We start from the raw sequence: 26,827 nt of genomic DNA, 5'->3' as shown, positions 1-26,827 counted from the left end.
TTTATTAATTCTATCAATAATACGCCAAATTTAGTATTTTGCAATAACACCTCTTTATCAACAAAACCATGAGCAAAATTATCTTAATCACGGGTGGCAGCGATGGAATCGGCGCTTCTACTGCCGAATTAGCCGCCAAACTAGGCTATACCGTTTGCATTAATTACCGACAAAACCACATTGCCGCCAACCACATTGTAGAGAAAATCAATAATGAAGGCGGTTTGGCCTATGCATTTCAGGCCGATATTTCGGTTGAAGCCGATGTGCTGGCTATGTTTGAAGCTATCGATAGGCAAGTGGGGCGTATAAGTGCTTTAGTGAACAATGCAGGTATTATTGAATCGCAACAGAAACTGGTTGATATGTCGGCTGAACGCCTGCATAAAATCTTTGCAGTAAATGTTATCGGCAGTTTTTTATGTGCCAGAGAGGCCATTAAACGAATGTCGGTAAAAAATCAGGGCAATGGCGGTAGTATTGTCAATATTTCATCAATGGCATCTCGCCTAGGCTCTCCTTTCGAATACATCGATTATGCTGCTACCAAAGGCGCCATTGATAGCATGAGCATTGGTTTATCAAAAGAAATAGCCGAAGACCAGATAAGAGTCAACGTAGTACGGCCTGGAACTATCCAGACCGATATACATGGCAAAGCCGGAGAACCCGGCAGAGTAGACCGGGTGAAAGAGTTTATACCTATGAAACGCGGCGGCAAACCTGATGAAGTTGCCAAGGCTATTCTCTGGTTGTTGTCAGACGAAGCTTCTTATGTAACAGGTGCTATACTTGATGTATCAGGCGGAAGATAAAATACTCACTTTGCTTTTCTGAAATATGGCGTTATCTATGCACTTTATAACAAATAAAACAAACCAATGGCTCAATCATTTATATCGTTTGTAAAACGCATCATTGATTTACCGGAAGCAGAAGAGGCAAAGATTCTGAAATTGCTTAAGCCTGCGAAAATTGCCAAAGGTGAGTACTACATAAGAGAAGGGCAAATACCTAAAAAGTTTGGCTTTGTTGAGCAAGGGCTCTTCAGATACTTATATATCAATAACAAGGGCACAGAGTTTACCAAGAATTTCATATTAGAAAATAACTTTATTTCTGCCTATTCGGCCATGATTAGCCAGCAACCCTCACGTATGTTTATTGAGGCACTGGAAGATAGTTTTTTGTACGACATCAGCTACAACGATTGGCTGGAGCTAAAAAAAGGCCATGAGTGCTGGAATCAGTTTTTGGTAACAATACTCGAAAAAGCCTTTTCGACCAAAGAAATCCGTGAGCGAGATTTATTGTTGCTAGAAGCCCAAGAGAGATACGCTCTATTCAAAAAAGAATTTCCGACACTCGAGCACCGCATTAAACAACACCTGATAGCTTCCTATCTGGGTATCTCTCCTATTTCTTTGAGCCGAATCAGAAATAAATTGGCTCGTTAACATAAGTTAATGTTTTTGTAGCTGGCAGCTTATTGTTTTGTAACGCACAAAACACTCATAAAATGCTTACAAACAACACCATACTGATTACAGGCGGAAGCTCGGGCATTGGGCTTGAACTAGCCACAAAATTACTAGCAAAACACAATACAGTTTTAATCTGCGGCCGCTCACAAGAAAAACTGAAAGAAGCTCAAAAATTACTACCCGAAGTTAAAATTTTTCAATGCGATATTGCCTCAGAAACAGAGTGCCAGCGACTTTATGAATGGGTAGCAAACCATCACCCCAATTGCAATATGCTAATCAATAATGCGGCAATAGTACATAAGACAGATTTTCTGGACGACGAAAAGGCCATAGAAAAGGCGCATTACGAATTTGAGACAAACATATTAGCTCCCATCAGACTAAGTAAATTGTTTTTACCCTTGCTACTAAAAAACACGAATGCGCAATTAATCAATATCACAACGGGCTTGGTTTATGCACCACGGGCAGTGTATCCATTCTACAATGCAACCAAAGCAGCTTTACACGCCTTTACACAAACCTTAAGGTTACAGTTAAATAATGAACCAATAAAAATTATTGAAGTATTACTACCTGTAGTAAATACGCCTTGGCACAAAGGGAATCCTCCTAAAACAGCTATTACAACTCAAAAGGCAGTAGAAGAAATGATTCAGAAATTAGAGAAGAGCAATAACACAGAAATCAGAATAGGTGCAGTAAATTTATTGTATTGGTTGGCACGCATTGCTCCTGCATTTGCTATTAGAAAGATTAATTCATTGGCATAATAAAACAATAGCCGGATAAGCATTTATCCGGCTAATATATATCTATCAAAGTTTACTTTCGCCCAAAATCAGCAGGGTTCTCTCCCCAATAATCAGTTTCCCATTTCAGTACTTTGTTGGGGTATGTATTGGCTTGTAACCATTTTTCGGCTCTATCGAGCAAATCAAAAACCTCTTCGTTGCCGTCGGCTTCCTCCAATTTGGTATTAGCCCTCTTGTTACGCACCCAGCTAATGGCAGTGCGTGAGTCAGAATAAATAGGTAAAGTAGAATTATGTTTTTTCAGATAAGCCAATGCGTGCACAATAGCCAGAAACTCGCCAATATTATTAGTAGCCTTCGGAAAAGGCCCTTTATGAAAAATTCGTTCTTTGGTTTTCAGATAAAACCCTTGGTACTCCATGTCTTTTTTTACCGAGTTCCAGGCTGCATCTACCACAATAGAATCAAGATTGGGTGGCGGAAAAGCCGACGCCGGAATCTTGGTTTGCTTCTGTTGGGCTTTCTGGGCTTGGGTGTGTTTCCAGTAATTATCTTTCAATGCCGCTTCTGCTTCCTTTTTACTATCGAACGACTTATACTTTGCTCCTGCAACCCCTTCTACTTGTTTTTTACACTCATCCCACGAGTCGTAAACACCCGGTTTCCGACCTTCCCATACAGTGTAGAATTTCTGTTTTTTTTCCATGCCGCAAATTGCAAATTTTAGAAGCAAAATTAAAACTTATCCACAAAATATGAACCTTGGGCAATAAAAAACCTCTTCTCGCAAAAGAAGAGGTCATATATATAAAGCAATGGTGCGTTTATTACAAAACTGTTTCTACGCTCTCGTAGGCTAAACCCCATGCATCGGCTACACCTTGGTAAACCACTTTGCCATCAACTACGTTTAAGCCTTTTTTCAATTCTTCGTTCTCGGCACAAGCTTTTTGCCAGCCTTTATTTGCCAACTGAATAGCATAAGGTAAAGTAGCATTTGTTAAAGCAAGTGTAGAAGTATAAGGTACTGCACCTGGCATATTGGCTACGCAATAATGAACTACATCGTCAATAATAAATGTCGGGTTTTCGTGCGTAGTTGGTGTACAGGTTTCTATACAACCACCTTGGTCGACAGCTACATCAACTACTACAGTACCCGGGCGCATGGTTTTCAACATATCTCTCGTAATGAGGTGTGGGGCTTTTGCTCCCGGAATCAACACCGCACCAACAATTAAATCAGCTTCTTGAATAGCCTCACGAATATTGTATTCGTTCGACATAATAGTTACTACATTTTGCGGCATAATATCCGACAAATATCTTAATCGTGGTAGGCTCACATCCATAATCACTACTCTTGCACCTAAGCCAGCCGCCATTTTAGCAGCTTGCGTACCCACAATACCACCACCTAAAACCAATACTTTAGCCGGAGGTACACCCGGTACACCACCTAACAAAATACCTTTTCCTTTCAATGGTTTCTCTAAGTACTTCGCTCCTTCCTGAATCGCCATACGCCCTGCTACTTCCGACATCGGCACCAATAAAGGCAAGCTACGGTCAGCTTTTTCTACTGTTTCATAAGCCAAACAAACAGCGCCTTGCTTAATCATTGCATGCGTTAGTTCTTCTGACGATGCAAAGTGGAAATAAGTAAACAATAATTGGTCTTTTTTAATCAGGTTGTATTCAGAAGCAATCGGTTCTTTTACCTTAACAATCATCTCGGCAATACCATAAATCTCTTCTATTGTTGGCAATAATGTAGCCCCTGCTTTGATGTATTCATCGTCATTAAAACCACTGCCTTCTCCGGCTGTTGACTGTACGTAAACCGTATGTCCGTATTTTTTAAATTCAGCTACCCCAGCAGGTGTTAGGGCTACTCTATTCTCATTGTTTTTGATTTCCTTTGGTACTCCGATTATCATTCTCTCTGAAAGGTTTGTTGATGAAGTGTTTCAATACAAGTAGTCTTACCGACTACTACGATTGAATCATTTTTAGCTTATTGATGAAGTATAATTGCAAAACAAAATTAATACATGGAGAAAATATTTTTTCTATATTCAAAAAAATAAGAAAATATTTTCTCGAATAAGTATATTTGCAAAAAATATTTCTTTCTTATATAGTTTTTTGAATGCATGAAAGAAAATTTTTCTGCACGCACTTCTCACATTTATAAGGCTTCACAGCTCCATGCTTAAAACTGTATAAAAATGCTAGACGAAACCGACAGAAAAATTCTACGTTTATTGCAAGAAAACGCTCATCTGACCTTCAAAGAGATTGCTCAGCATATTAACCTTTCTCTTACGCCTGTGCATGATCGCATCAAGCGCATGGAGCATGAGGGCATTATAGAAAAGTATGTTTCGATTCTGAATAAAAAAAAACTAGGTAAGAATCTGACCGTTTATTGTCAGGTTACACTGATAAAGCAAACGCACGATACTTCCGAAGATTTCAACCAGTCGATTCTTGACCTACCCGAGATTATCAGCTGTGATTTCGTATCCGGCAGTTTCGATTATCTGCTTAAAATTGTAGTGCCCGATATGGAGAGTTATCACCTCTTTCACCAGCAAAAGCTTTCGGTTCTACCCAGTGTTTCCTTGATCCATAGTTTTTTTGTGATGTCAGAAGTGAAAAGTACTACAGTTTTGCCGATTTGATGCTTGCCTTTGAAGAGTGTACGACAATTCTATTTTTTAAAATCGATTAGACTAATCGTTGTCCGAAAACGCAATAAACTGTCCAGATTCGGACATAAAAACTCCCAGAAAATTACACAATCTACTGATAATAAGACAGATACAATATTGGCATATTTTGTGATATTTACTTTTGACAGAAAATAAGCAAATACGATGATACGCAATTATCTAAAAATCTTTTGGAGAAATCTAATAAAAAACCAGGTTTATTCTTTCATCAAAATATTCAGTCTTGCCGTAGGGTTAACTGCTGCCATTTTTACATTTTTGTGGGTTGTAGATGAATTGTCTTTTGATAAATTTCATGCAAATGCGCCGAATATCTATAGGGTAATGACCAATAATACATACCCCGATGGTAAGATTGAGACCTATCGTGCAACTACGGCACTTTTGAAAGATGCTATAAAAAATGAAATTCCAGAAGTAGAAAAGGTAGCACTGCTTAGCATGGAAACCAATGCGCTTATCAGAAATGAAAAAAACTTATTTAGTGAACAAGGCATTTATGCCGACTCTTCACTATTTTCAATATTCAGTTTTCCTTTACTGAAAGGTGATAAAAAGAATCCGATACCAGACAATAACGCCATAGTTATTTCTGAGGCACTAGCCACAAAGCTTTTTGGTAATAATGACCCAGTCGGAAAATCTGTAAGCATAGACGATATGCGTCCATTTACGGTAACAGGCGTATTTGCAGATGTTCCTTCAAACTCTACCTTACAGTTTGACTTTATATTACCTATTGGCGCTTTTGTGAAAGATAACCCATGGACACAAAACTGGCGAAGCGGTGGCACACAAACTATGGTTTCCTTAAAACCAGGTGCTTCGCTTGAAAATGCCAACGCAAAAATCGGGGCATTGATTAAAAAGAACTGTACTGATTGCAGCACAAACGCCTTTTTATACCCATATACCCAACACAGACTTCATGGCGAATTTGAAAACGGGCAATCGGTGGGTGGGCGCATCGAACAGGTTAAGTTGTTCAGCATTATAGCGGCCATTGTTTTGATAATGGCATGTATCAATTTTATGAATCTGGCTACGGCTCAGTCGGCCGCCCGCAGCCGAGAAATTGGCGTTCGCAAAATAATTGGAGCCAGACAATCCGGCTTGATTGTGCATTTTATTTCTGAATCGCTGCTTTTATCGTTTATCAGCCTAACATTTGCCCTGTTTGCAGTACATCTTTTGCTGCCAGTGTTTAATGGCATCACCGAAAAATCTGTACAGTTAGACTTCACCGATCCGATATTTGTGGCAGGTACATTTGTAATTACAATAGTTTGTGGCTTACTTGCCGGCTGCTACCCTGCATTCTTACTTTCATCATTCAAGCCGATTGTAGTGTTGAAAGGAGATGTTTCCCCATCAATTTCGGGTGGATTCCGCAAAATATTGGTAGTTGTGCAGTTTGCCACATCTATTATTTTAATCACCGGAAGCATAACAATTTACAGGCAAATCAATTTTATCAGCAATAAAAACCTTGGTTTTGAAAAAGAAAACGTAATTGAAGTAAAACGGAACGACATACTCGGTAAAAACTACGCCCCATTTAAAAACGATTTGCTTCAGATTCCTTCTGTTAAAAGTATCGGCTTTGGAGGTAGTAATGTTTTCACGGTGCCTATTACCACAACCGACCCCGTTTGGAAAAACAAGCCTGTAAATTCTTCGGTAACGTTTAAGATTTTTCGTTGTGACGAAGGTTTTATTCCTACAATGAGCATAGAAATGCTGGCAGGTAGAAATTTTTCAAATATAAATAATCGTGACTCTGCCAATTATATCATTAACAGAAAAGCGATGGAGATAATGGGGCTTACGCCTGATAATGTCATCGGTGCTGACTTGGAAATGTGGAACGGGAAAGGAAAAATCGTAGGGTTGACTAATGATTTTAACAACGACAACCTACACCATGGCATAGAGCCGCTTGTTTTTCTTTATTCAAAAAATATCGGAGCAAATTACTTTATTAAAATAGACGGAAGTGCACCTGTAACCGAAACACTTGCTGCCATAGAAAAATCATTTAAGAAATACAGCCCTAATTACCTGTTTGAATATTCGTTTCTTGATGAAGTTTTTGCACGAGAGTATCGTACAGAAATAACAATGGGTAAACTTTCTTTAATTGCTACTGCATTTGCTGCGCTTATTTGCTGCCTTGGTTTATTTGGCTTGGTAGCATACAGTACAGTAAAAAGAACCAAAGAGATAGGCGTCAGAAAAGTCTTGGGTGCGTCTGTTTCGAGTATTATGGCTTTACTATCAAAAGATTTTATTATGCTTGTGTTTGTGGCCTTTATCATTGCAGGACCAATAGCCTATTTTATCATGCACAATTGGTTACAGGGTTTTGCCTATCATACCAATATAAGCTGGTGGATATTTGCAGTATCAGGAGCTGCTGCATTGGTAATTACGATATTAACAATAAGTTTTCAGGCCATAAAAGCGGCTTTGGCAAACCCAGTAAAGTCATTGAGAAATATGTGAGTTGATGGTGTAAAATCATTATGCTACTCCTAAAGCCAATTGATTATCAATTGGCTTTAATGTTTTAATAAAACGCTTATTTCATGAGTGATAAGCTACCGTCATTTTTCTAACTCATCTAAATTTGCAAAAAACTTTTCGTCATTCCCTTTTCTTAACGAACTTTGCAGCCTGAATAAAAAATATAGCATTTCATGATACATACAACAAGTGAAGCCCTTTTTGCCAGAGCCAAGAATTTTATTCCGGGTGGCGTAAACTCTCCTGTCAGAGCGTTTAAATCGGTAGGTGGCAACCCCATCTTTATCAAAAAAGCAAAAGGTGCTTATATTTTCGACGAAGACGATAACCAATATATTGAGTTAATCAACTCTTGGGGGCCAATGATCTTAGGGCATGCCTACGAGCCAGTAGAAGAAGCCGTGCGTGAAGCCATCAAAAACTCATTTTCGTTTGGTGCACCTACACGCCGTGAGGTTGAAATGGCCGAGCTGATTATAAACATGGTGCCTTCTATCGAAAAAGTGAGAATGGTTAATTCGGGTACTGAGGCAACTATGGCGGCTATCAGGGTAGCACGTGGTTTCACGGGTCGAGATAAAATAATTAAGTTTGAAGGTTGTTATCACGGGCATGGCGATTCGTTTCTGATTGCCGCAGGTAGTGGAGCCGTAACAATGGGCGTGCCTGATAGCCCGGGCGTAACCAAAGGCGTAGCCAACGATACCCTTACTGCTCCTTTCAACAATATTGCCGCAGTACAACAATTGGTTGATGCCAACAAAGGGCAGATTGCGGCTTTAATACTTGAACCAGTTGTAGGTAACATGGGTACTGTATTACCACAAGAGGGCTTTCTTGAAAGCCTGCGTGAGCTATGTACCAAAGAGGGAATCGTACTGATTTTCGATGAAGTAATGACGGGCTTCCGCTTGTCGAGAGGTGGTGCGCAGGAGCGTTTCAATATTATGCCTGACCTCACAACCCTAGGTAAAATCATAGGTGGTGGTATGCCGGTTGGGGCTTATGGTGGCCGCAAAGAAATTATGGACTGTGTGTCGCCACAAGGGCCGGTTTACCAGGCAGGAACTTTATCGGGCAATCCGATAGCTATGGCAGCAGGTTATACCATGCTTACTTACCTGAACGAGCATCCGGAAGTGTACACCCAACTAGAAAACACAGGAAACAAGATTGTAGGCGGATTAAGAGAAATACTTAAAAAACTGAATTTAAACTATACTATCAACCATATTGGCTCTATGTATAGTTTGTTTTTTACCGATGCAGCGGTGGTTGATTTCGATACGGCTAAGACCTCAGACATACCTCGTTTTGGCAAGTATTTTCATGCCATGCTCAACCGTGGAATTTATCTGGCACCGTCTCAGTACGAGGCACTTTTCTTGTCGACAGCCCTTACTGATGACCATATTCAGGCGATATTAAACGCTAATGAAGAAAGTTTGAAAGAATTATAGGAGAATAAAGGAAAATAAAAATAATTATGCAAAATTTTTCGTTCTGAAAGCATATATTTTTTATTATCTTTGCACCCATGTTTTTGAAAAGACCTTATACCGCCCTTTTATTTGTTGTAATTGTATTGGCTTCTGCTTGCTCGGCAAAATTTACGAGGTTGCAGAAAAAAGGTACGACTGAAGAAAAATACAAAGCGGCCAACGATTACTATAAAAAAGGAGACTATTATAAAGCTGGTCTGCTTTTTGAAGAAATTATACCGCTATTGAAGGGAGATTCTTTGGCGGAAAATGCACAGTTTTATAATGCTTATGCCCAGTTTCAGCAGAAGCAGTATAGTATGAGTTCTTATTTATTTAAGAGCTTTTATGCTACTTATGCCAATAGCCCGCTAGCCGAGGAAGCTTTTTATATGTATGCGTTTTCGATGTATAAAGATTCGCCTAATTATAACCTCGACCAGACCAATACAATAACCGCTATTGACGCCTTGCAGACTTTTATCAACAGTTTTCCTGATAGCAAGTATGCAGCCAATTGTAGCGAGCACCTGATTGATTTAAGGCATAGACTAGAGCAGAAAGCCTATGAAAAGGCAAAGCTTTATTATAAAACCAGCGGTGTAACTATTGCCAATTTTAAGGCAGCAGTAGTAGCCATTGATAATTTTCAGAGAGATTTTCCTGACTCGCAATACAACGAAGAACTGGCTAATCTGAAAGTACAATCTCAATACGAACTGGCAATGGTGAGTTTTGAGAACAAACAAAAAGAGCGCTACACAGATGTATTGAAGTTTTATGAAGAGTTTGTAGATGCGTATCCGAATAGCAAATATATTAAACAAGGCCAGAAAGCCTACGATGGTGCAACCAAAGCCCTGGAAGATATTGCTAAACAAGAGCAGCGAATAAAAGAATTAAAAGCAAAACAAGCAGAAGAAGCAGCAAAAGCCGATACTGCAAATAAAGGATAAGCCCTTAGTCTTTAGCCTCAGTAAGACTTGCTTATCTGCTATCATTACACATAAACACAATACCCCCTCCGAGGCCGGGGTTTTTATATTATGGCAGTAAATCCTTCAATAGTAACAAGAGACGTTGATAAACTTGCCGCTAAAACGGGTAATGTTTATGAGTCTGTATTCATTGTTTCGCAACGTGCCAAACAAGTGGCTGTTAAGACCAAAGAAGAATTGACACAAAAACTCGCAGAGTTTGCTTCGAATATTGATAATTTAGAAGAAATTTTCGAAAACCGTGAGCAAATCGAAATCTCACGTTTTTATGAGCGTCAACCAAAACCAACATCTATTGCTCTTGATGAATTCTCAGAAGAGAAAGTAGAGTATCGTTGGAAAGACGAAGAATAAGAGTTTTTATAGAACCTGTTTAGATAGGTTCTTTATATAAAAAGCGGTGTGCTATTAAGTACACCGCTTTTTGGCTTTGTATATATGTTAAAATATAAGTTCTTAGAACGGATAATCGACCGCAATATTCAGAATCAGATTATCTCTCCGCCAAGCTTTCTGTGAAAATGAAATATCTTTTAAAACCCATCGCTCCCCCTCAGGCAACCACGGCTTTCTGAAAGGCGTAGCAAGGTCAAATCGTAGTTTGATATAACTGAAATCGAGCCGAAGCCCCAAACCACCGCCAACTGCCAATTGCTTGTAAAAATCTTTAGAAAACTCAGAATCTTGTGTATAAAAAGAAGTATTGGGGTCATATTTGGCTATCCATACGTTTCCGACATCCACAAATGCTGCCAGATTAATATAATCAGTTGCCTTAACTCTCAGTTCTGTATTGCCTTCAAGTTTGATATCACCATACGACAGATTACCAAAAATAGCTACTGTAAGCGAGTCGGCATTGTAAAGCCCAGGCCCCAACGAACGAGCCCTAAATGCTCTCATACTGTTACTTCCCCCTACAAAATATTGTTTAATTTGTGGCAACTCTCTCGAATTACCGTATGGTATACCATAGCCTAAAACTAACCTATTGGCAATACGGACTCTAGGCGAAAAATCATAGTAATACCTTACTTCTCCATCAAACCGGACATACTGCTCGTATGCAATACCAAACAATAATTTCGGAGATGTTTCATCTACCGGCTTTTTTGCAAATAAGCTACCGAAATTACCAGCAATATCAACCCCACCCGATAAATATAGAAAATGGCGCTTATTGTTTCGTTGTTGTGGTGTATATGAAATATTGTACTGCCCTCCTAATATTAAGCGGTTCTCTAGTAATCTTATATATCTTACTACGTCTGCCGGATTCGGGCTTCTGAATATCAATTCTACAAACTCCTGGCTTATGTTCCGAGGTTTTACAAGATTTATAGAGAAAGGTGTAAGTGTATGTGTTACATTCGGATTAGGCTTCCACTCATAGCCCCACGACCCTGCAATTGAAGTAAGTACATATTGCGTATAAGCATAAGTAGTGCTATCGTTATTATATGCAACACCTCTTTGCAACAACCAGTTGTAAGCAAGATTAAGGTTTGTTTTAGGCAAAGCCTGATTTCTTGCAGGATTTATTCTGAAAAATGGCAATACGAATCTTGGAAAAGCCAGATCTAAATTAACGCCATACTTACGGTAACTATTCAGGTTTGAGGCTCTTCTTCCACTTAGCTGAACGTCAGTTCCGACGTTTACACCTACGTTTAAGACCTCTGCCCCTCTGAACATATTTCTGTTCGACCAGTTTACACCTATCTGAAACCCTACCAGCCCGTTAGATTTGGAAGAACCTGTAATCTCGGACCGTAACGATTTTTTCTTCATTGGTGTCATATCATAATGAACATCAATAAGGGCTGAATCAGAGCGAGGCACCATCTCGAAGCGATTTCTGACAAACTTAAAATTACGTAGGTTAATAAGTCTGGACAATGATGCATCATGTATAGTACTGCTGTAAATCATTCCTGATCGGAAACCTATGGCATCGTCGAACACTCTTGGCCGATAAGTATTTTTAATGTCTGAAATCTTAATATACTTTTGCTGCACAAACTGAGCAGTAGTGGTATCGGTGGCATCGGTATTTACAAAAATATTGTTAATTCGATACTGCTTCAATGAGGTCTGATTGACATTAGGCTTAACATCTACATACAAATTTACTTTGTGTGTATTCAGATTAGTATCAACTTTAACAATCAAATAATCAGGACGAAAAAAATAGAAACCTCTACGTTTCATAAACTGGTCAATACGCTCACGCTCCAGTTTTATAGTTTCAAACCTATAAGGGTCATCTTTTTTCAAGATACTTCTTCTCTCCGATACCCTGAAACTTCTGTTAAATATACTACTGTCTTTAACCACAAATTCTACATTATTAATGGTATAGCGAGGCTTCAGATATGCTGTATAAATACCCTTGGCTTTTTTGCCCTCAATCACTAATTCTCCGTTTGCCGTAGACCGAAAATACCCTTCGGTATTCAGGTAGTTGGCTATAATGGCCGAACTGGTTGTAACCATTCTCTTGTTGGCTAATACCGGAGGTTCGCCTAATCTGGTACGAACAAAATTCTTTAGACCTTTTGGCTTTTTGGGTTCACCAAATAAATAATAAAACCAAACTTTATACGGAAAACCCAATATAGTAGCATTAGGTTTAGGCCGTATAATTTCTTTAATCTGGTCGTTAACCGAACTTATCTGCGATTTGGTAACCAAAGTATCTGCTTGTATTTTTATTACTGCCCCTGTATATAAACTTTCTCCGGCCGGTATATGCTTCGTAACCGAACAGCTCCATAGGCCTATCATACTTAATAGTAATATGTATTTTGCTGCTCTCATTTCTGTTTATTAAATAATTCTTTAAAATATTCGTAACTTAAAGTAAGGGCAAAACTAACCCCGGTTTCCTGTACGTAGCCGTCCAGAATAAAAAACTCATTTTTACGATAGGCCCTAAACATATAGCGGCCATCTTTTGTAAGATTATAATTCAGTGCGATGTTATCAAAAATTTCGGTTGAGTTTTTCTGAATTCCGGTTGTGTTTTCGAGTTGGAAATTCTTACCAACCGATACCGTTAAGCGGTCGTTTAAGAATGCCTTACTCAAGCCCACGTTAAGGTCTGTTCGTGCGCCTGTTCCTGTCTGGCTTGGTTGAAAGTTTGAGTTGAGGTTAAAATCTAGTTTCACACCCTTAATCAAATCACCTGCCAGTATATTCAATTGTTCGGTCAAGATTTTACTCACACTCTGGCGGGCAATGGCCTCGGCGTTCATACCCGAGAAGAAATCAGATGATTGCTGGCCAGAGAAACGGTTAAGTACCAATAATGAAAAAACCTCTTTGTTCATCACCACAGGATCTCTCTTTATATCTCTGAATACAGCATTGTTTTCAACAAAATTCTTTACATCACTTGATGCCAGCGTTTCGTCGAGCTGAATATCAAAACTAATATCAGGGCTTGACAAATTGCCTTGCATTTTTAATAACACCTTTATTGGTACTTTGCCATACAGCCTTGTACCCTCATTAAGCGATGTAAGGTCAACACTAACCGGATATGCTGCCGTTATATCTATCTGGGCCTTCATTGGGTCTCCGGTCCATAGCAGGTTACTACCTTTTTCTATTGTAAATTGGCGTTTTAATACTTCAAAGGTTAGGTCATATTGCCCCGAGGTAACTTCATATAAACCAAAGATATAAAACTCACCACTTGGTGTGATACCTGTATTAAGCTGGGCATTACCTTTTATTTTCAGGTTATCGCCGTTTACTTCATCTATCACTATTGTTAACTGCGACTTATCGTCAACCTCAATATTTAATGCCATTTCGGAGGCGAAATCATAGGTTGAAGCCAGTTGGCTACTATCTTGTGCAGCAACAGGTGCCGGATTTTTCATGTTCACAAACTCAATGATACCATCCGTTTCTGTTTCACTGATAGACTCGTCGGGCAAAATCACAGTAATATCGCTACCCTCTTTCAGCTTCACTGTTCCATCTATCGAAGGCTTTGCTCCTACCCCTGTAATATTCAGATTTGCATCTATAAAACCTTTACCATAGAAGAAATCATTGTCTTTACGGCTACCGTTCAATGCCATAAAGTTGTTGGCATTTACTTGTAGTTTATAGTTAAACTCAGGTATGTTTTGCAGATTCAGATTACCATTAACTGTCAGCTTTTGCCCCAAGGTATCGGCTATTACAAAGTTGTTAAACTTAAGGTCGCTATCATTAAAAGTAAGCACCTGGTTATTGAAGATGTATTTTGAGCCTAATTGTGTAAGGCTTAACGCTACGTCATCAAATTTCAACTCACCCGAAACTTTCGGTTTAGTAGGTTCGCCTTTTATTGCCAGTTTACCGCTCAAATTTCCATCAGCACTTTTGATTTGCCCGAAACTAAAGGCCTTCACAGTTTCAGCTCCAAGCTTGTTAATATCAACAGTAAGGTCGAGGGCTTCTTTCTGTTTAGTTAAATAATTGCCATGTACCTGAATATCGTTTTTATCGTTGGTCAACGATACCTTTGCCGCAATTATATCTGCTGTTTCGTTATTGGCCTTTAAGGCTAAGTTTCCAACCGGAATCTGGGTAACGGTAAGATTGTTAATAACGAGGTCACCAGTAAAAACAGGCGATGTCATGTAATTAGACAGCTTTAATTCTCCATTCAGCGTCCCTCCTGCCAATGTAGAGTCGAGCGTAGCAATAGTAACAAAAGGCTTAATATCAAGGCTATCAATTTTTACATCAATCGGCGAATTAGGCTCGTTGCTTGCGCTGTTTACCAATAGCTTTTGTCCGTTTTGTTCCAATAAAAACTGTTTAACCAATAGGCCTTGCGGGCCGTATTCGATATATCCGGTTGAGTCAGAACGCCACTCTTTATAATCAATCAGTGTACCTCTCGAACTAAGGTTCATGCGATACTTGCCTTCTTCTGATTTCAGTCGGGCAGCTAGTGCATACTGGTCTTTGTTCAAAGAGTCTTTCAGCACCACTTTTGTTGTAAGTGCATTATCGGCTATTTCGCCACTAAGAGAAGTACGTTTAATACTAAAATCTGAAACATTTATCTGGCTGATGGCTCCGCTATAAGTTGCTTTGTTACCAGTAGCATAGAGTTTCAAATTAGCATTGCGCACACTTGAAGAATCATACTCTACCAAAGGCACAATTACAGTTGCCTGCATAGTAGTATCTTTTCTATTATCTATTTCGGCAATAAAACTTACAGTTCCAAGTTTTGTTAACTCAGGTACAAAACTCTGAATTATCGGGTGTTGATTTATCTTAGCATTAATATGTATATCATACCCTTCGGTAACAGGAGTATAGGCAACATCAGGAATCTTGAAATATTTGTTTACCTCTGTTAATACCATATCGAGTATACGCTCAAAGTCAAAATTACCCTCTACCTCTGCATTAACAATCGGCGATTTGAGCACTATGTTACGGCCTTCGGGTAAGTTCTGAATCTGTAGATTAGTAGTATCTAATGGAATTACTTTACCCCCCATTTCAATCACTGCCTTATTAATCGATACTGTTCCGCTTGGATTCTTAGGGTCAGTTGATGCCAAATCCATTTTAATATCTCCTTTTATCTTAAGGTCGTCGGCATACAGGTTCAGTTTTTTCAAATCGATATTATTGATTGACACATTACCTTCTACGCCAGGGAACTCTTTTGATAAATCAACATTAGCAAGCAACTTAAAATCTGCATTAGGGTCATCTAAAGATGCATTGATGTTGGCAATCTGATTATTGATATTTCCTTTTAGTATAAGATTATTATACTCGTATCCTTTTAGTACTGCTTTTTTTGCAGTACCATCAATGCTGGCATTCATGGTTTTAGGGTCAATACCCGTGCCTTTGGCATTTACTTCCAACGTTAGCTTACCAACATTTTCAGGTTGTTTTATGAGTTTACCTGCATCAAATTCTTCAAGGGTTAGTTTACCGTCATAAGCCTGATTCTGGCCTTTTACAAAGTTTTGTAATTTACCTGTAAACACAGCCCCGCCGAGGTCTGACTCGAGCGAGGCATCAACCTGCAAATCATTGGCTTTACCTCTTAATTTGCCTTTTATTGCTATTTTCTCAGGCAATTCAATAGATTCTGGTATAGCATCGGCCCCTGCAAGTTTTATGATGTCCTGCTTGGTAGTAGAAACCTCAGTAATATCTAAATTAAAGCCCAATTTATTGGGGTCAGGTAAGCCTGTAATGTTTCCTTTGGCTAGCACTCTGGTTGCCCCAAAACCTGTAATTGAAAGCTTAGAAACCGACAAATTATTTACTTTACCAGTAATAATTCCATCAGCCTTAATGATGTCGTTCTGATTGTTTTTGAATGTAGGATTTTTAGCCAAATCGGGCACAAGCAGCAAAACATCTTTCATTGCCACCTGGCTTTGTTTGATGTTCACTTTCACTCTTACATTACCCAGATTATTACTTAAATCAGCGATGGTATCATATTGCATTACCATTTCATCACGAATCACAGTTTGGGGAGTTTTGAGGAATAAATTCCTCAAACCAATCTCCTTATTGCTATACGTGAAATTGGCTGTCAGGCTCTGAAGGTTCAATCCGCTCTGCTCTGTAAACGTACCTTTAGCCAATTGTCCGGCAATTCTATCAGGGCTGTACGTAAAGTTTTTTAATACCAGTGCCAGATTGCTTACATCAAGATGCCCGTAGTCGAGGCCTTTTGTCTGGCGTGGTGCATATTTATCATCGTATTTAAGCCTTACTTTATTGACCTCTACATTGCCTAGTATGGCCGTCCAACCCGGGCCATTATCTGTGCTGTTTTCCTCAGGTTTTTTGGCTGGCTGAGTCTGCGTTTTTTTAGTAGGTGCAGGCTCAGGTTTATTGGCCATTTCAACAATAGCCTCTGTATTCTCTAAGGCTATTTTTTTGAAAATTATTTTCTGCCCATTCAGATAAATCTTATCACCTTCCAGCTCTAATTTACCTAGTTTTACACTATTGCGCATACCGTCTTCCTCGCTATTCATTTGCCAGTCAAAATTAGCGAGGTTTACAGTTCCTATATTTAAATCGAGCGTGTCAGCAGCAGCAACTTCGGGTGGTACAGTGCTTGGTGGAGCAACAGGACTTGGCTTTACCGACTTATACAGCCTTAGCTTTGCAGCGCCACCATTGCCCGTTATATTGCCAAAATGATACTGCGATTTAGCGATGCTAAACTCCTTAAAATCAGTACTTAAGTCTTTCAGGTACAGATCGGCATCGGTACCAATAATGGCATCATTATACGTAATTCTTACATTATTAAGTTTAACTCGCTTAAGACTTATATCAAAAGGGTCTGACGAAGAGGTGGTATCCACTTTTTCGTCTTTTGACATAAACGCATCAAGAATATAATTAAAATTGAAGGTGGTATCCGGCAAAGTACGAATCACTTTTGCCCGTATGTTTTCTAACTCAATCTGGTTGAGTTTCACATTACCACTCAGCAGACCAAGCATATCGAGGTCAACGTGTAAGCGTTTCCCGTATAGTAGTGTATCTTTTTTGAGGTCGGGTACGTAAACACCTTCTAACGTAACCCAGTCGGGAATACGAAAACGAACCTTTTCAACAACTACGGGTGTGCCTAATTTTTTGCGGAGAAATGTTACGGCTTGCTTTGTAATGAAATCTTGTCCGGTAGGCGACTGCACGAACACAATCACTAATCCAACCAGTGCCAGGACCCCAACAATAAACCATAAAAAAATGCGTGTAAGTCGTTTCATCAAAATCTTTTATTGGTTGCCCTACTTTTAAAAGTATGTACTTTTAACGAAAATATCAAAGACTTAATCTTATGTTTTCTATTTTTGTTGCGTAATAGTTTTTAGAGATAAAAAAATCATACCAAAGTTTAATACCTTGAGTTTAAGAGATAAAAAAATAGTTTTAGGGGTTACCGGAAGCATTGCAGCTTATAAAGCAGCAACACTAGTACGCCTATTGGTAAAAGAAGGAGCGCAGGTAAAAGTAATACTCACCGAAGCAGCCCAAGGGTTTATTACACCGCTTACCTTATCTACGCTATCGAAGAATCCGGTGTTATCTGCATTCAGTAATAATGAAACAGGTGAATGGAACAACCATGTAGAGTTAGGTTTATGGGCCGATGCCATGCTTATTGCTCCCGCCTCGGCTCATACAATTGCCAAATGTGCCAATGGCATTGCCGATAACCTTTTGGTAGCTACGTATCTTTCGGCCAGATGCCCCGTATTCTTTGCTCCGGCTATGGACCTCGATATGTATAAGCACCCAAACACCCTTAGCAATCTTGAAAAACTGGTTTCGTATGGCAATAGCATTATCAATGCCGAATACGGTGAACTAGCCAGCGGACTGGTAGGCGAAGGCCGACTGGCCGAGCCTGAGCATATAGTATATGAGCTACGTCGTCATTTTTTGCAAAAGCCTGTATTAAAAAGCAAAAAAGTTTTGATTACCGCCGGGCCTACCCAAGAGCCTATTGACCCCGTAAGGTTTATCAGCAACCACTCGTCGGGTAAAATGGGGTTTGCCATTGCCGAAGCCTTTTATATGGCAGGTGCTGACGTAACCGTTGTGAGTGGGCCGGTAGCTATTCAGGCACCTGCTGGCATAAAGGTTGAAAAAGTTTTTTCGGCTCAACAAATGTTTGAAGCCGTAGAAAAACATTTTTCCGAAAGCCATATCGTTATTCTGGCGGCAGCCGTTGCCGACTATACTCCTATGCACGTGGCCGATAAAAAGATTAAAAAGAAAGAAGATGTTTTCAATATAGAGCTCACCAAGACTGTTGATATTGCAGCTACACTTGGCAAACAAAAACAAAACAGACAACTGATAGTAGGTTTTGCTTTAGAAACCGACAATGAGCTTGAAAATGCGAAAGGAAAACTTGAACGGAAAAATTTTGATTTTATAGTACTTAACTCTTTACAAGATAAAGGGGCTGGTTTTCGTTATGATACCAATAAAATCAAAATTCTGGATAAAGAAGGGAATCAATACGATTTTGACTTAAAGCCAAAGCAAGAAGTAGCCGAAGATATTCTGAATATTGTACTGGAAAAACTATCATAAATAAGGTAAGCTACGGCTATACCTGTGCTTAAAATCAGCTATGAAGAGATTTATTATTTTATTGTCGGCAGTTTGTTGTTCGTTTATAGCCCAGGCTCAAGAGCTGAACTGTAACGTAACTATTATATCAGACCAGATTAATGCGCAACAAGCAGCCGAAAAGCAGGTTTTTGTTGATATGAAAATTGCCATAAGCGATTTTATAAACAACAAACGCTGGACAAACGATATTTACTCACAAGACGAGCGCATTAAGTGTAACCTCATCATTACGTTCACAAAATCGCCGCAGCAAAATGTTTTTCAGGGCAATGCGCAATTTCAGGTAATAAGACCAGTATTTAATACCACTTATGAAACCCTGCTATTGAGCTATGTTGACAGAAATTTTAATATTTCGTTTTCGCCAGAAGACCGTCAGATGATTTTTAATGAACAGACATTTACTAACAATCTGACCTCTATTCTGGGTTTTTATTCGATGATTGCGCTCACGCTTGATTACGATAGTTTCTCGAAAACAGGCGGAGATCAGTTTCTTACAAGAGCTTATAATATTGCCAACATGGCTTCTAGTGCCGGACAAAGCGGCTGGGAACAGACAGGAGACGGGAGAAACAGGTATTGGTTGGTGGAGAATCTGCAAAATCAGCAATTATTACCTTTCCGTGAAGGATTTTATACATACCATCGTTTAGCCTTAGACAATTTTACCAACGACCCAGGTAACGGACGTCGGCAAGTGCTTGAGTTTTTGAATTCAATAAAAACAATGCAACAATCACGAAGCAATTCGGTATTATTGAATAGTTTTTTAGATGCCAAGGGGCAAGAAATGGTAAATGTTTTTTCGGAAGCAACAAAAGACGAAAAGCAAAAAGCATTTCAGGTGCTTTCTGCGGTTGATCCTTCAAAAACCGAACTATACCGCAAGTTAGTAAAATAGGTAAAAATGCAACTGTGTTTTATCCTATTATGGTACAGTATTTGATAGGTAAATTATTGGTATAGAGTGCTATGCTTTACAAGCTAAAGTCAGCCTGCCATGCGATGCTCTGTGTAGAAAGTGTCGAGCTTATATCCATTATCGTCAAATATTCATTTGAATGATACGTGGTTGAGAGATTATTGCGTTTAATAAAAATTCTGGCATAATCTTCTTTCTCTTCTAGGGCAATTAAATTGTTAATTTCTGTTAGAACCTCCTCAATTGTATTCAAAGTATTCTTTGTAGAAGTTTTCATTTTATGTTGGGTTTATGAAGTTTATGACACGTAAGAAAGTACAAACCAAACCTTAAAAAAACGGCATCACACGTCAACAAAATTCATACCATTTTTTTTGATTTTTGCTTTTGGTACCGTTCGATAATATTAAAATTCATTTTATAGTTTTTGATAAGCTCAAAGCAGATTTTTTTTTCGCTTTTAAAAAAATTATCAAAAGGTAGCAAAAGTTTAACTTTATTATTAAGCGGCATAAAATCATCTAAAAACACAACATTTTAAGGCTTTTTTAGATGTACCTCTAAACAAAAATAAATACTATTTGCTTTATTTACAAGGTTTGGTATGATTATTTCTTATGTAATTTATGGGACATCGTAATGGTCACTCCAACCCTCCCGTGAATGAGCATTTTTGCTCTCCTGGTAATATGTAAAGATGCTCATTGTAGGGAGGCGTTGGAAGTGATTATAACAATTTGGGATACATGCGTTTGTTTTTATGTATTCTTTCCGGTGCCAGCTTGTATGTTTCTGTTTTTATTAGAAAAATACAATTCCCTATTTTTAAACCAGATTTTTAATACTTAGATTTATATATAATCAATGTAAAAAAAATATTCACTCAATAGCAATTGTCAGTAAAAGTGGAGTCGATTTTCAACTCCACTTTTCTTTTTTAAACACTTTTTACTTTTTGGGCGTAATAGTGTATTCCTCAACTCTTCTGTAACTTGTAAAAAATTCCCTATTCCAACAAAACAGCAGTCCTTGTAATCGGTATTAAATTCTTTCTCAATAGTAATTTTTATTCAACTCAATAGCAATTGTTCTATTCAACCTCAACTTTTAAAATAAACAGCAGTTTGATAAAACTCAATTTTCTTCAATAGCAATTGTTAAAAAACTCTTTCACTAAAACACTTTTACTCTTGGGACGTCGACTAATAAAATTGGTCACTCAAAAAAAACTTATCCACTCAATAATAGCTTAGTATTTTTACTTTTACGCTTTTTTTTCCTGCGTTTTGATGATACAAATTTATACGCAATTTGAGTATGAAGAGAGCCTTTTTCGATGAAGTGCAGGAAATGCCCTCTGTTTGGAGACAATTTTCAGATAATTGGCGGCCTTATTCGGGTAAGTGGTAAGCTATTTTCGATAAGTGGTACCGTTTAAGCCTTTTTGGTAATTTGTATGGGCACAAAAAAGCAGATATAGTTACACTATACCTGCTTTAAGTACTATAAATAAGTTTTGTCGGTATTTATTTTACTTCACATCTAATACAACATATTTTACATTCTTACGGTCGTTGGTATAAGTAATGTGCACTAACCCATCTGACGATTGAATAATAGCAGGGTAGCTAAACTCGCCTTTAGGCTCGTCTTCTAGTATGCATATATCTTTCCAGTTAACACCATCTTCCGAAACCGCTACGGCTAGTTTTTGGCGGCCATTATCCCACTTTTTACCTTTCTTCAAAGGGTTATAGATAATTACTTGTTTGCCATTTTTTAAAGTTACGGCATCAGTACCCGAATTCGGGTTTAGCAGGCTGGTTGTTTTTAGCGGCCCCCAGGTTTTACCATTATCGCTCGACCACGTTTCTACCACATAGTTTTGCTTGCTACGGCAAAGCAACTGCATACGGCCATCGGCATACTGCAAGATACTTGGCTGGATAACACTGAAGGTATCGTTCTTAATTTCAATCTTCTCCCAGTTCTTACCATCTTTATCTGATTTCTCCAAATGAATATGCCAGATATCGCCTTTCACGCTTTCGGTACTTGTTGGATACAGAATATCACCATTAGCCAATTGCACAGGTTTGTTTTTGATTGGTCCTAGCATACCATTAGGCAATTTCTCTGCTTTAGACCATGTAGTACCATTATCAGTCGATGTTTTTACCTCACCCCACCATTCTCTTGGGTTTTTACCTACTTTGTAAAACAAGAATAGTTTGCCATCGGTGTTTTTAAACAATACCGGATTCCACGTTGGGTATCTTAGTTTTTCATCAATAACCCCATCGGCGATTTTTTCAGGTTTCGACCACACACCGTTTTCGTAAGTCGAAAGCCAGATACATACATCGGGGTTCGACTCACGTGTGCCTGCAAACCATGTGGCCATCATTTTACCTTTCGATAACTCTACAATTGAAGAAGCATGGCACTCAGCAAATGGTGGATTGGTAAAGATATTTTCTTTTTTAAGAACCAAATTCTGTGAAAAACTATTTTTTACGTATAGTAAACAAAATAGAACTAATAGACGTTGAAGTTTCATAGGATACAATAGTTTTGAGTGAAATAGTGATTGTTGAGCAGATTTGTGTATTGCTCGATAAATAAAAGGCAATTGTTTTTCAAATATCGTAGATTAATACGAATTTAATGCGATATATTACTACTCATCTGGTAAAAACTTATACTTTCACCCATTCTATTGCATAATTCTTACTAAACAGTACATTAAATTCATCACATCAAATTTTGCTTTATGGAGGCCCTGTTACAGTTTTTAGGTAACATTCCCTGGTGGGGATACCTACTTATCATTCTTGTTTTGCTTATAGTCAGAGATATTTCACAAAAGAAACACACCATAGTTCATAATTTTCCGCTGGTAGGTCACCTACGCTATTTTATCGAAAGCATAGGGCCAGAGTTTCGCCAGTATATTGTTGCCAATAACCGGGAAGAGCTTCCGTTCAACCGCCGCCAACGCTCTTGGATTTATGCTTCTTCAAAAAAAGAAAACAACTTTCAGGGCTTTGGTACCGACCAGGATATGTACAGTGCAGGCTACAACTTTATTAAACCTGCTATGTTACCTTATAAATTACCGTCAGGGCATCCAAATATAGCAAACCCATATATCTGTCCTTCTGCCAAGGTTATCGGCGAATATCATAAGCGTAAAAACCCTTATCTGCCTAAGTCGATTATTAATATATCGGGCATGAGCTTTGGGTCTCTATCAGCTCCGGCCATAGAGTCGCTGAATGTAGGGGCTAATAAGTTTGGTTGTTACCATAATACAGGCGAAGGCGGCGTATCAGCCTACCATAAAAAAGGAGCCGATGTGGTGGTAAACATCGGAACGGCGTATTTTGGCGTGCGTGATGATAATGGCAATTTTGTGATGGAGAAACTCATTAAATTATGTCAGGATAACCCGGCAATAAAAATGATTGAATTGAAGCTCTCACAAGGCGCTAAACCCGGCAAAGGAGGCGTATTGCCCGCTTCTAAACTCACACAAGAGCTGGCCGACATCAGACACGTGCCAATGGGAAAAGACATTATTTCGCCTGCCAGCCACAGCGCCTTTTCCAATATCCGTGAAATGGTTGATTTTATTGAGCAAATGGCCGATGCCACAGGCTTACCTGTTGGTATTAAATCGGCGGTTGGAAAACTGGAAATGTGGGAAGAACTGGCTGATATAATGAAAAAAACAGGCAAAGGCCCCGATTTTATTAATATCGATGGTGGCGAGGGCGGCACAGGTGCTGCGCCACCAAGCTTTGCCGACCACGTTTCATTGCCTTTTGTTTATGCGTTCTCGTCGGTATACCGTATTTTCCAGAAAAGAGACCTGAACGATAAAATCACATTTATGGGTGCCGGAAAACTAGGCTTGCCAGATAAGGCCGTAATGGCTTTTGCGATGGGTGTTGATGTAATAAATGTAGCGCGTGAGGCCATGATTTCAATCGGCTGTATTCAGGCACAGGTCTGCCACAATAACCGCTGCCCTACGGGCGTAGCTACACAAAACAAGTGGTTGCAGTCGGGCATTGACCCAACGCTAAAAAGCGAACGCCTGTATAATTACATGAAAACCATGACAAAAGAGATATTGGAGATATGCCATGCGGCAGGTTATGAACACCCTTGCCAGTTTATGATGGACGATGTTGATGTAGCAATGGGCGATAACAACCGTACGCAATCGCTCAGAACAACGTATCAGTATCAGAAAACTCCTGTTAAGTTTGAAGGTTTCCAGAAGTTGCTAGATAATCCTTATTTGGGTGGAAAAGGCTCACATTGAGTTTACTATAAAACGTTGTGGTATGTCTGTTCATGAATTACCACAACGTTTTATAGCAATAAATTAACCCCTCTTCGGCCCAACTGAATCATAGACAATCACTTTCTCCCAAAGGTGTGAGTAATTCTCAACAAATTTCAGGTGGATCGGGTGTGTCTGATAAATCTCTTCTTGTTCGAGGCTATCAAAAAACAATAACCACGAAACAGCGTAGCTACGCTCAATTACACTACGATTGGTGCTTGCAGGCAAGCCAATATGCGCCATTTTTATTTGAGGTACTTTGGTTAGCGCATCTAAGCCTTCTAATAACTTAGCTTTATCTGCTTCGCTACTTGGGTTTTTCAACCAGAAATATACATGATGCACAAATAGTTCTTTAGCCTTTGTTTCTTCTGCTGCAAAAACCGGTGCAGTAGCCACTGAAGCCAATGCAGTGTTTTTCAGGAATTTTCTACGTGTTGTCTTATTCATTGTCTTTTCTATTTATAATTCGATAAATCTTTGCCGGGAGCGTTTACAAAAATAATTTCTCATACGCCTTAGGCATGGCACTAATAGGTTTGATGCGTATATCACGGTAGAATACCTCGGCCGCTTCGCTTTGCAATTGTATTTTTCCGCTGGTCATAGGCACTTCTTTACCGTCAGGTTGTATGTATCGTGAGTTTTGCAGCACCATTACTACGTGGCCATTTACAATATGCAGGCTTTTGCCATTATAACAAATTAACTCTAGGGTAGTCCATTCATTAGCTGGGCTTTCGTAGTTACCCGAACGCATACAATAATAATCTCCCTTGCTTTTAAATGTTCTGTATGGTGCTTTTTCATCAGCAATGCTATTCATGATACCTTCTGAGGCAAGCGAGCGTATATCAATAGCCGAATTTGCTTGGCACCAGAAATCTCCCATGTGCCCTTCCATAATCTGAAACTCCTGCGAAAGCATCCACGAGCGCCAGTATTCTACACCTGCCTCACCGATAGAATGGTAAAGAATACCAGAGTCTCGCAGTTTATCTAATCTGGGTACATACTTTTGCTTTCCCCATTTTACTTGCAGTTTCAGGTGATAATTTTCATACGACTTACGGCTAATCAAGCAACCATATATTTCGCCACTTACCCTCAATACAGGGCCGCTTGCTTGGTTTGCAACAGTAAACACTCCATGAGTATCATTATTATAACCAATAGGTTTAATATCTCGCCCTAGCGAATCTTTTGGTATATTTCCATTATAATTATTCTTGTGTTCATAACTTAAATAGTTTTCCCATTGACTTAGGTCTTTATCTAAAAGCGTCGACCATTCATCGGCTTTGTTGATAGACAACAGCGCAATAACACTCATAAATGATGCTATTAGCAAATATATTTGTTTCATGACCCTATTCATTTAATTGTAGAATTATATATCTTGCTGCAAAACTAATTGAAAACACGGGCTCAATCGTTGTAAAAATCCAATATATACTGGTGCTTTTTTGACTATACACTCATGAAACGATACATACTACATACTCCCTTTAGCATTTATCACTTCGAGGCCACTACGTGGGTACACTCGGTGCATAAACACACCTATTTTGAGATTATTTTTATACTCCGTGGCAATGGCATTCATAATATCAATGGTAATGAGTTTCAGTATGCTGAGGGAGACGTATATCTTTTAGGGCCGGAAGATTATCATCATTTTGAGATTCATGCTATTACCGAGTTTTGTTTTATACGCTTCAACGAATCTATTTATAATACCCATGCCGAAGAGAAAGACAGCAACTGGCAGCAGATTATGAAAGCCTTGCTTTATACCTCGTCGCAGAGCCGAGGTACTATAGTGCATGATAAACATGAGAGAGAAAAACTACATAGCTTACTAAAACTGCTCGAAGAAGAAAACGAGAATGAGCAATCGCAGTATTTTGAGATAATCCGCAACAGTATTATGCGCAGTATGATGATAATTCTGGCACGGAACCTATTTGGACAAACACCCACTAGCCCGGTGCTGAAAGATTCGGTTGAAGCTATTCTAACCTATATAAAGAAACATATTTATCAACCCTCAGAACTTACGATTGAGCATCTGGCCGATGTATTTAATTATGCTCCCGATTATATCAGTATATTCTTCAAGAAACATACGGGAGAATCGTTGAAGCAGTACATTACCAAACATAAAATTAAACTCATTGAAACCAGATTGCTATTCAGTCGGTTGACAATTTCAGAGATTGCTGACGAATTTGGTTATACCGACGAGAGCCATTTTTGTAAACAATTTAAAAAATTTACGGGCAGCACGCCTACGGCTTTTCGCAAAAGGGATGCTTAAAATTCTTTTACCCGAATTTTATTCGCCGATGTTCTAATTTTTCGGTAAAGTATATATTTTTCTTATCTTCGGAGTCTCAAC

General features: G+C 38.9%; 20 protein-coding genes. 12 read left to right on the top strand and 8 right to left on the bottom strand.

The window, feature by feature from the left end:
* The first annotated feature begins 68 nt into the window (after positions 1–68).
* The 3 genes from WAE64_RS05550 (at position 69) to WAE64_RS05540 (ending at position 2,260) form a co-directional block, all read left to right on the top strand.
* Positions 69–815: an SDR family oxidoreductase gene (locus tag WAE64_RS05550; RefSeq protein WP_340235241.1), complete on the top strand. Its 747-nt coding sequence runs from the start codon at positions 69–71 to the stop codon at positions 813–815.
* 66 nt (positions 816–881) lie between these two features.
* Positions 882–1,457, top strand: a complete 576-nt coding sequence (locus WAE64_RS05545; protein ID WP_340235240.1) for a Crp/Fnr family transcriptional regulator — start codon at positions 882–884, stop codon at positions 1,455–1,457.
* 62 nt (positions 1,458–1,519) lie between these two features.
* Complete coding sequence (locus WAE64_RS05540) at positions 1,520–2,260, top strand: SDR family oxidoreductase (protein ID WP_340235239.1); 741 nt, start codon at positions 1,520–1,522, stop codon at positions 2,258–2,260.
* A 52-nt stretch (positions 2,261–2,312) separates the two neighbouring features.
* Here WAE64_RS05540 and WAE64_RS05535 read toward each other — a convergent pair whose 3' ends face one another.
* Together WAE64_RS05535 and ald are read right to left on the bottom strand one after the other, a co-directional pair.
* Positions 2,313–2,948, bottom strand: a complete 636-nt coding sequence (locus tag WAE64_RS05535) for a ribonuclease H1 domain-containing protein (RefSeq protein ID WP_340235238.1) — start codon at positions 2,946–2,948, stop codon at positions 2,313–2,315.
* Positions 2,949–3,069: 121 nt separating this feature from the next.
* Positions 3,070–4,182 (bottom strand): alanine dehydrogenase, encoded by a 1,113-nt coding sequence (ald, locus tag WAE64_RS05530; protein WP_340235237.1) that lies wholly within the window; start codon positions 4,180–4,182, stop codon positions 3,070–3,072.
* 291 nt (positions 4,183–4,473) lie between these two features.
* Here ald and WAE64_RS05525 point away from each other — a divergent pair, with 291 nt between their 5' ends.
* The 5 genes from WAE64_RS05525 to WAE64_RS05505 all read left to right on the top strand — a co-directional run bounded on the left by WAE64_RS05525 (position 4,474) and on the right by WAE64_RS05505 (position 10,339).
* Positions 4,474–4,929: an Lrp/AsnC family transcriptional regulator gene (locus WAE64_RS05525; RefSeq protein WP_340235236.1), complete on the top strand. Its 456-nt coding sequence runs from the start codon at positions 4,474–4,476 to the stop codon at positions 4,927–4,929.
* A gap of 195 nt (positions 4,930–5,124) precedes the next feature.
* Positions 5,125–7,485, top strand: a complete 2,361-nt coding sequence (locus tag WAE64_RS05520; protein ID WP_340235235.1) for an ABC transporter permease — start codon at positions 5,125–5,127, stop codon at positions 7,483–7,485.
* A gap of 194 nt (positions 7,486–7,679) precedes the next feature.
* Complete coding sequence (gene hemL / locus WAE64_RS05515) at positions 7,680–8,966, top strand: glutamate-1-semialdehyde 2,1-aminomutase (RefSeq protein ID WP_340235234.1); 1,287 nt, start codon at positions 7,680–7,682, stop codon at positions 8,964–8,966.
* Positions 8,967–9,043: 77 nt separating this feature from the next.
* The gene (locus WAE64_RS05510) at positions 9,044–9,943 is read left to right on the top strand and encodes an outer membrane protein assembly factor BamD (RefSeq protein WP_340235233.1); all 900 of its coding nucleotides are present in this window, start codon (positions 9,044–9,046) and stop codon (positions 9,941–9,943) included.
* Positions 9,944–10,033: 90 nt separating this feature from the next.
* Positions 10,034–10,339 carry a DNA-directed RNA polymerase subunit omega gene (locus tag WAE64_RS05505; RefSeq protein ID WP_340235232.1) on the top strand — a complete coding sequence of 102 codons (306 nt, stop codon included), beginning with the start codon at positions 10,034–10,036 and terminating at the stop codon, positions 10,337–10,339.
* Between the two features lie 102 nt (positions 10,340–10,441).
* On the opposite strand, the gene tamL is transcribed toward WAE64_RS05505, so the two are convergent.
* Positions 10,442–12,805 (bottom strand): translocation and assembly module lipoprotein TamL, encoded by a 2,364-nt coding sequence (tamL, locus tag WAE64_RS05500; protein WP_340235231.1) that lies wholly within the window; start codon positions 12,803–12,805, stop codon positions 10,442–10,444.
* Entirely contained in the window at positions 12,802–17,766 is a 4,965-nt protein-coding gene (locus WAE64_RS05495) for a translocation/assembly module TamB domain-containing protein (protein ID WP_340235230.1), read from the bottom strand. Before WAE64_RS05495 ends, tamL begins: the two co-directional genes overlap by 4 nt.
* A 136-nt stretch (positions 17,767–17,902) precedes the next feature.
* On the opposite strand from WAE64_RS05495, the gene coaBC reads away from it, so the two are divergent.
* Complete coding sequence (gene coaBC, locus WAE64_RS05490; protein ID WP_340235229.1) at positions 17,903–19,102, top strand: bifunctional phosphopantothenoylcysteine decarboxylase/phosphopantothenate--cysteine ligase CoaBC; 1,200 nt, start codon at positions 17,903–17,905, stop codon at positions 19,100–19,102.
* Positions 19,103–19,142: 40 nt separating this feature from the next.
* The gene (gene porD, locus WAE64_RS05485) at positions 19,143–20,048 is read left to right on the top strand and encodes a type IX secretion system protein PorD (protein WP_340235228.1); all 906 of its coding nucleotides are present in this window, start codon (positions 19,143–19,145) and stop codon (positions 20,046–20,048) included.
* A 76-nt stretch (positions 20,049–20,124) separates the two neighbouring features.
* On the opposite strand, the gene WAE64_RS05480 is transcribed toward porD, so the two are convergent.
* Positions 20,125–20,346, bottom strand: a complete 222-nt coding sequence (locus WAE64_RS05480; RefSeq protein WP_340235227.1) for a hypothetical protein — start codon at positions 20,344–20,346, stop codon at positions 20,125–20,127.
* 1,254 nt (positions 20,347–21,600) lie between these two features.
* Positions 21,601–22,629, bottom strand: coding sequence for a sialidase family protein (locus tag WAE64_RS05475; RefSeq protein ID WP_340235226.1), 1,029 nt, complete (start codon positions 22,627–22,629; stop codon positions 21,601–21,603).
* Positions 22,630–22,842: 213 nt separating this feature from the next.
* Here WAE64_RS05475 and WAE64_RS05470 point away from each other — a divergent pair, with 213 nt between their 5' ends.
* The gene (locus WAE64_RS05470) at positions 22,843–24,402 is read left to right on the top strand and encodes an FMN-binding glutamate synthase family protein (protein WP_340235225.1); all 1,560 of its coding nucleotides are present in this window, start codon (positions 22,843–22,845) and stop codon (positions 24,400–24,402) included.
* Between the two features lie 63 nt (positions 24,403–24,465).
* On the opposite strand, the gene WAE64_RS05465 is transcribed toward WAE64_RS05470, so the two are convergent.
* Both WAE64_RS05465 and WAE64_RS05460 read right to left on the bottom strand, forming a co-directional pair.
* On the bottom strand, positions 24,466–24,876 hold the full coding sequence (locus WAE64_RS05465) for a Dabb family protein (protein WP_340235224.1): 411 nt from the start codon (positions 24,874–24,876) through the stop codon (positions 24,466–24,468).
* 43 nt (positions 24,877–24,919) lie between these two features.
* A complete protein-coding gene (locus WAE64_RS05460) occupies positions 24,920–25,792 on the bottom strand; it encodes a 3-keto-disaccharide hydrolase (RefSeq protein ID WP_340235223.1) in 873 nt (290 codons plus the stop codon).
* A 114-nt stretch (positions 25,793–25,906) separates the two neighbouring features.
* On the opposite strand from WAE64_RS05460, the gene WAE64_RS05455 reads away from it, so the two are divergent.
* Positions 25,907–26,746, top strand: coding sequence for an AraC family transcriptional regulator (locus WAE64_RS05455; RefSeq protein WP_340235222.1), 840 nt, complete (start codon positions 25,907–25,909; stop codon positions 26,744–26,746).
* Positions 26,747–26,827 lie beyond the last annotated feature (81 nt).

This window comes from Emticicia soli (genome assembly GCF_037860775.1).
Classification (GTDB): Bacteria; Bacteroidota; Bacteroidia; order Cytophagales; family Spirosomataceae; genus Emticicia; species Emticicia soli.
This window is presented reverse-complemented; position numbering and strand designations above follow the sequence as displayed.

Excerpts from the sequence above, each read along its gene's own strand:
- WAE64_RS05550 (WP_340235241.1), top strand. The coding sequence starts at position 69 with ATGAGCAAAATTATCTTAATCACGGGTGGCAGCGATGGAATCGGCGCT.
- WAE64_RS05545 (WP_340235240.1), top strand. The coding sequence starts at position 882 with ATGGCTCAATCATTTATATCGTTTGTAAAACGCATCATTGATTTACCG.
- WAE64_RS05540 (WP_340235239.1), top strand. The coding sequence starts at position 1,520 with ATGCTTACAAACAACACCATACTGATTACAGGCGGAAGCTCGGGCATT.
- WAE64_RS05535 (WP_340235238.1), bottom strand. The coding sequence starts at position 2,948 with ATGGAAAAAAAACAGAAATTCTACACTGTATGGGAAGGTCGGAAACCG.
- ald (WP_340235237.1), bottom strand. The coding sequence starts at position 4,182 with ATGATAATCGGAGTACCAAAGGAAATCAAAAACAATGAGAATAGAGTA.
- WAE64_RS05525 (WP_340235236.1), top strand. The coding sequence starts at position 4,474 with ATGCTAGACGAAACCGACAGAAAAATTCTACGTTTATTGCAAGAAAAC.
- WAE64_RS05520 (WP_340235235.1), top strand. The coding sequence starts at position 5,125 with ATGATACGCAATTATCTAAAAATCTTTTGGAGAAATCTAATAAAAAAC.
- hemL (WP_340235234.1), top strand. The coding sequence starts at position 7,680 with ATGATACATACAACAAGTGAAGCCCTTTTTGCCAGAGCCAAGAATTTT.
- WAE64_RS05510 (WP_340235233.1), top strand. The coding sequence starts at position 9,044 with ATGTTTTTGAAAAGACCTTATACCGCCCTTTTATTTGTTGTAATTGTA.
- WAE64_RS05505 (WP_340235232.1), top strand. The coding sequence starts at position 10,034 with ATGGCAGTAAATCCTTCAATAGTAACAAGAGACGTTGATAAACTTGCC.
- tamL (WP_340235231.1), bottom strand. The coding sequence starts at position 12,805 with ATGAGAGCAGCAAAATACATATTACTATTAAGTATGATAGGCCTATGG.
- WAE64_RS05495 (WP_340235230.1), bottom strand. The coding sequence starts at position 17,766 with ATGAAACGACTTACACGCATTTTTTTATGGTTTATTGTTGGGGTCCTG.
- porD (WP_340235228.1), top strand. The coding sequence starts at position 19,143 with ATGAAGAGATTTATTATTTTATTGTCGGCAGTTTGTTGTTCGTTTATA.
- WAE64_RS05480 (WP_340235227.1), bottom strand. The coding sequence starts at position 20,346 with ATGAAAACTTCTACAAAGAATACTTTGAATACAATTGAGGAGGTTCTA.
- WAE64_RS05475 (WP_340235226.1), bottom strand. The coding sequence starts at position 22,629 with ATGAAACTTCAACGTCTATTAGTTCTATTTTGTTTACTATACGTAAAA.
- WAE64_RS05470 (WP_340235225.1), top strand. The coding sequence starts at position 22,843 with ATGGAGGCCCTGTTACAGTTTTTAGGTAACATTCCCTGGTGGGGATAC.
- WAE64_RS05465 (WP_340235224.1), bottom strand. The coding sequence starts at position 24,876 with ATGAATAAGACAACACGTAGAAAATTCCTGAAAAACACTGCATTGGCT.
- WAE64_RS05460 (WP_340235223.1), bottom strand. The coding sequence starts at position 25,792 with ATGAAACAAATATATTTGCTAATAGCATCATTTATGAGTGTTATTGCG.
- WAE64_RS05455 (WP_340235222.1), top strand. The coding sequence starts at position 25,907 with ATGAAACGATACATACTACATACTCCCTTTAGCATTTATCACTTCGAG.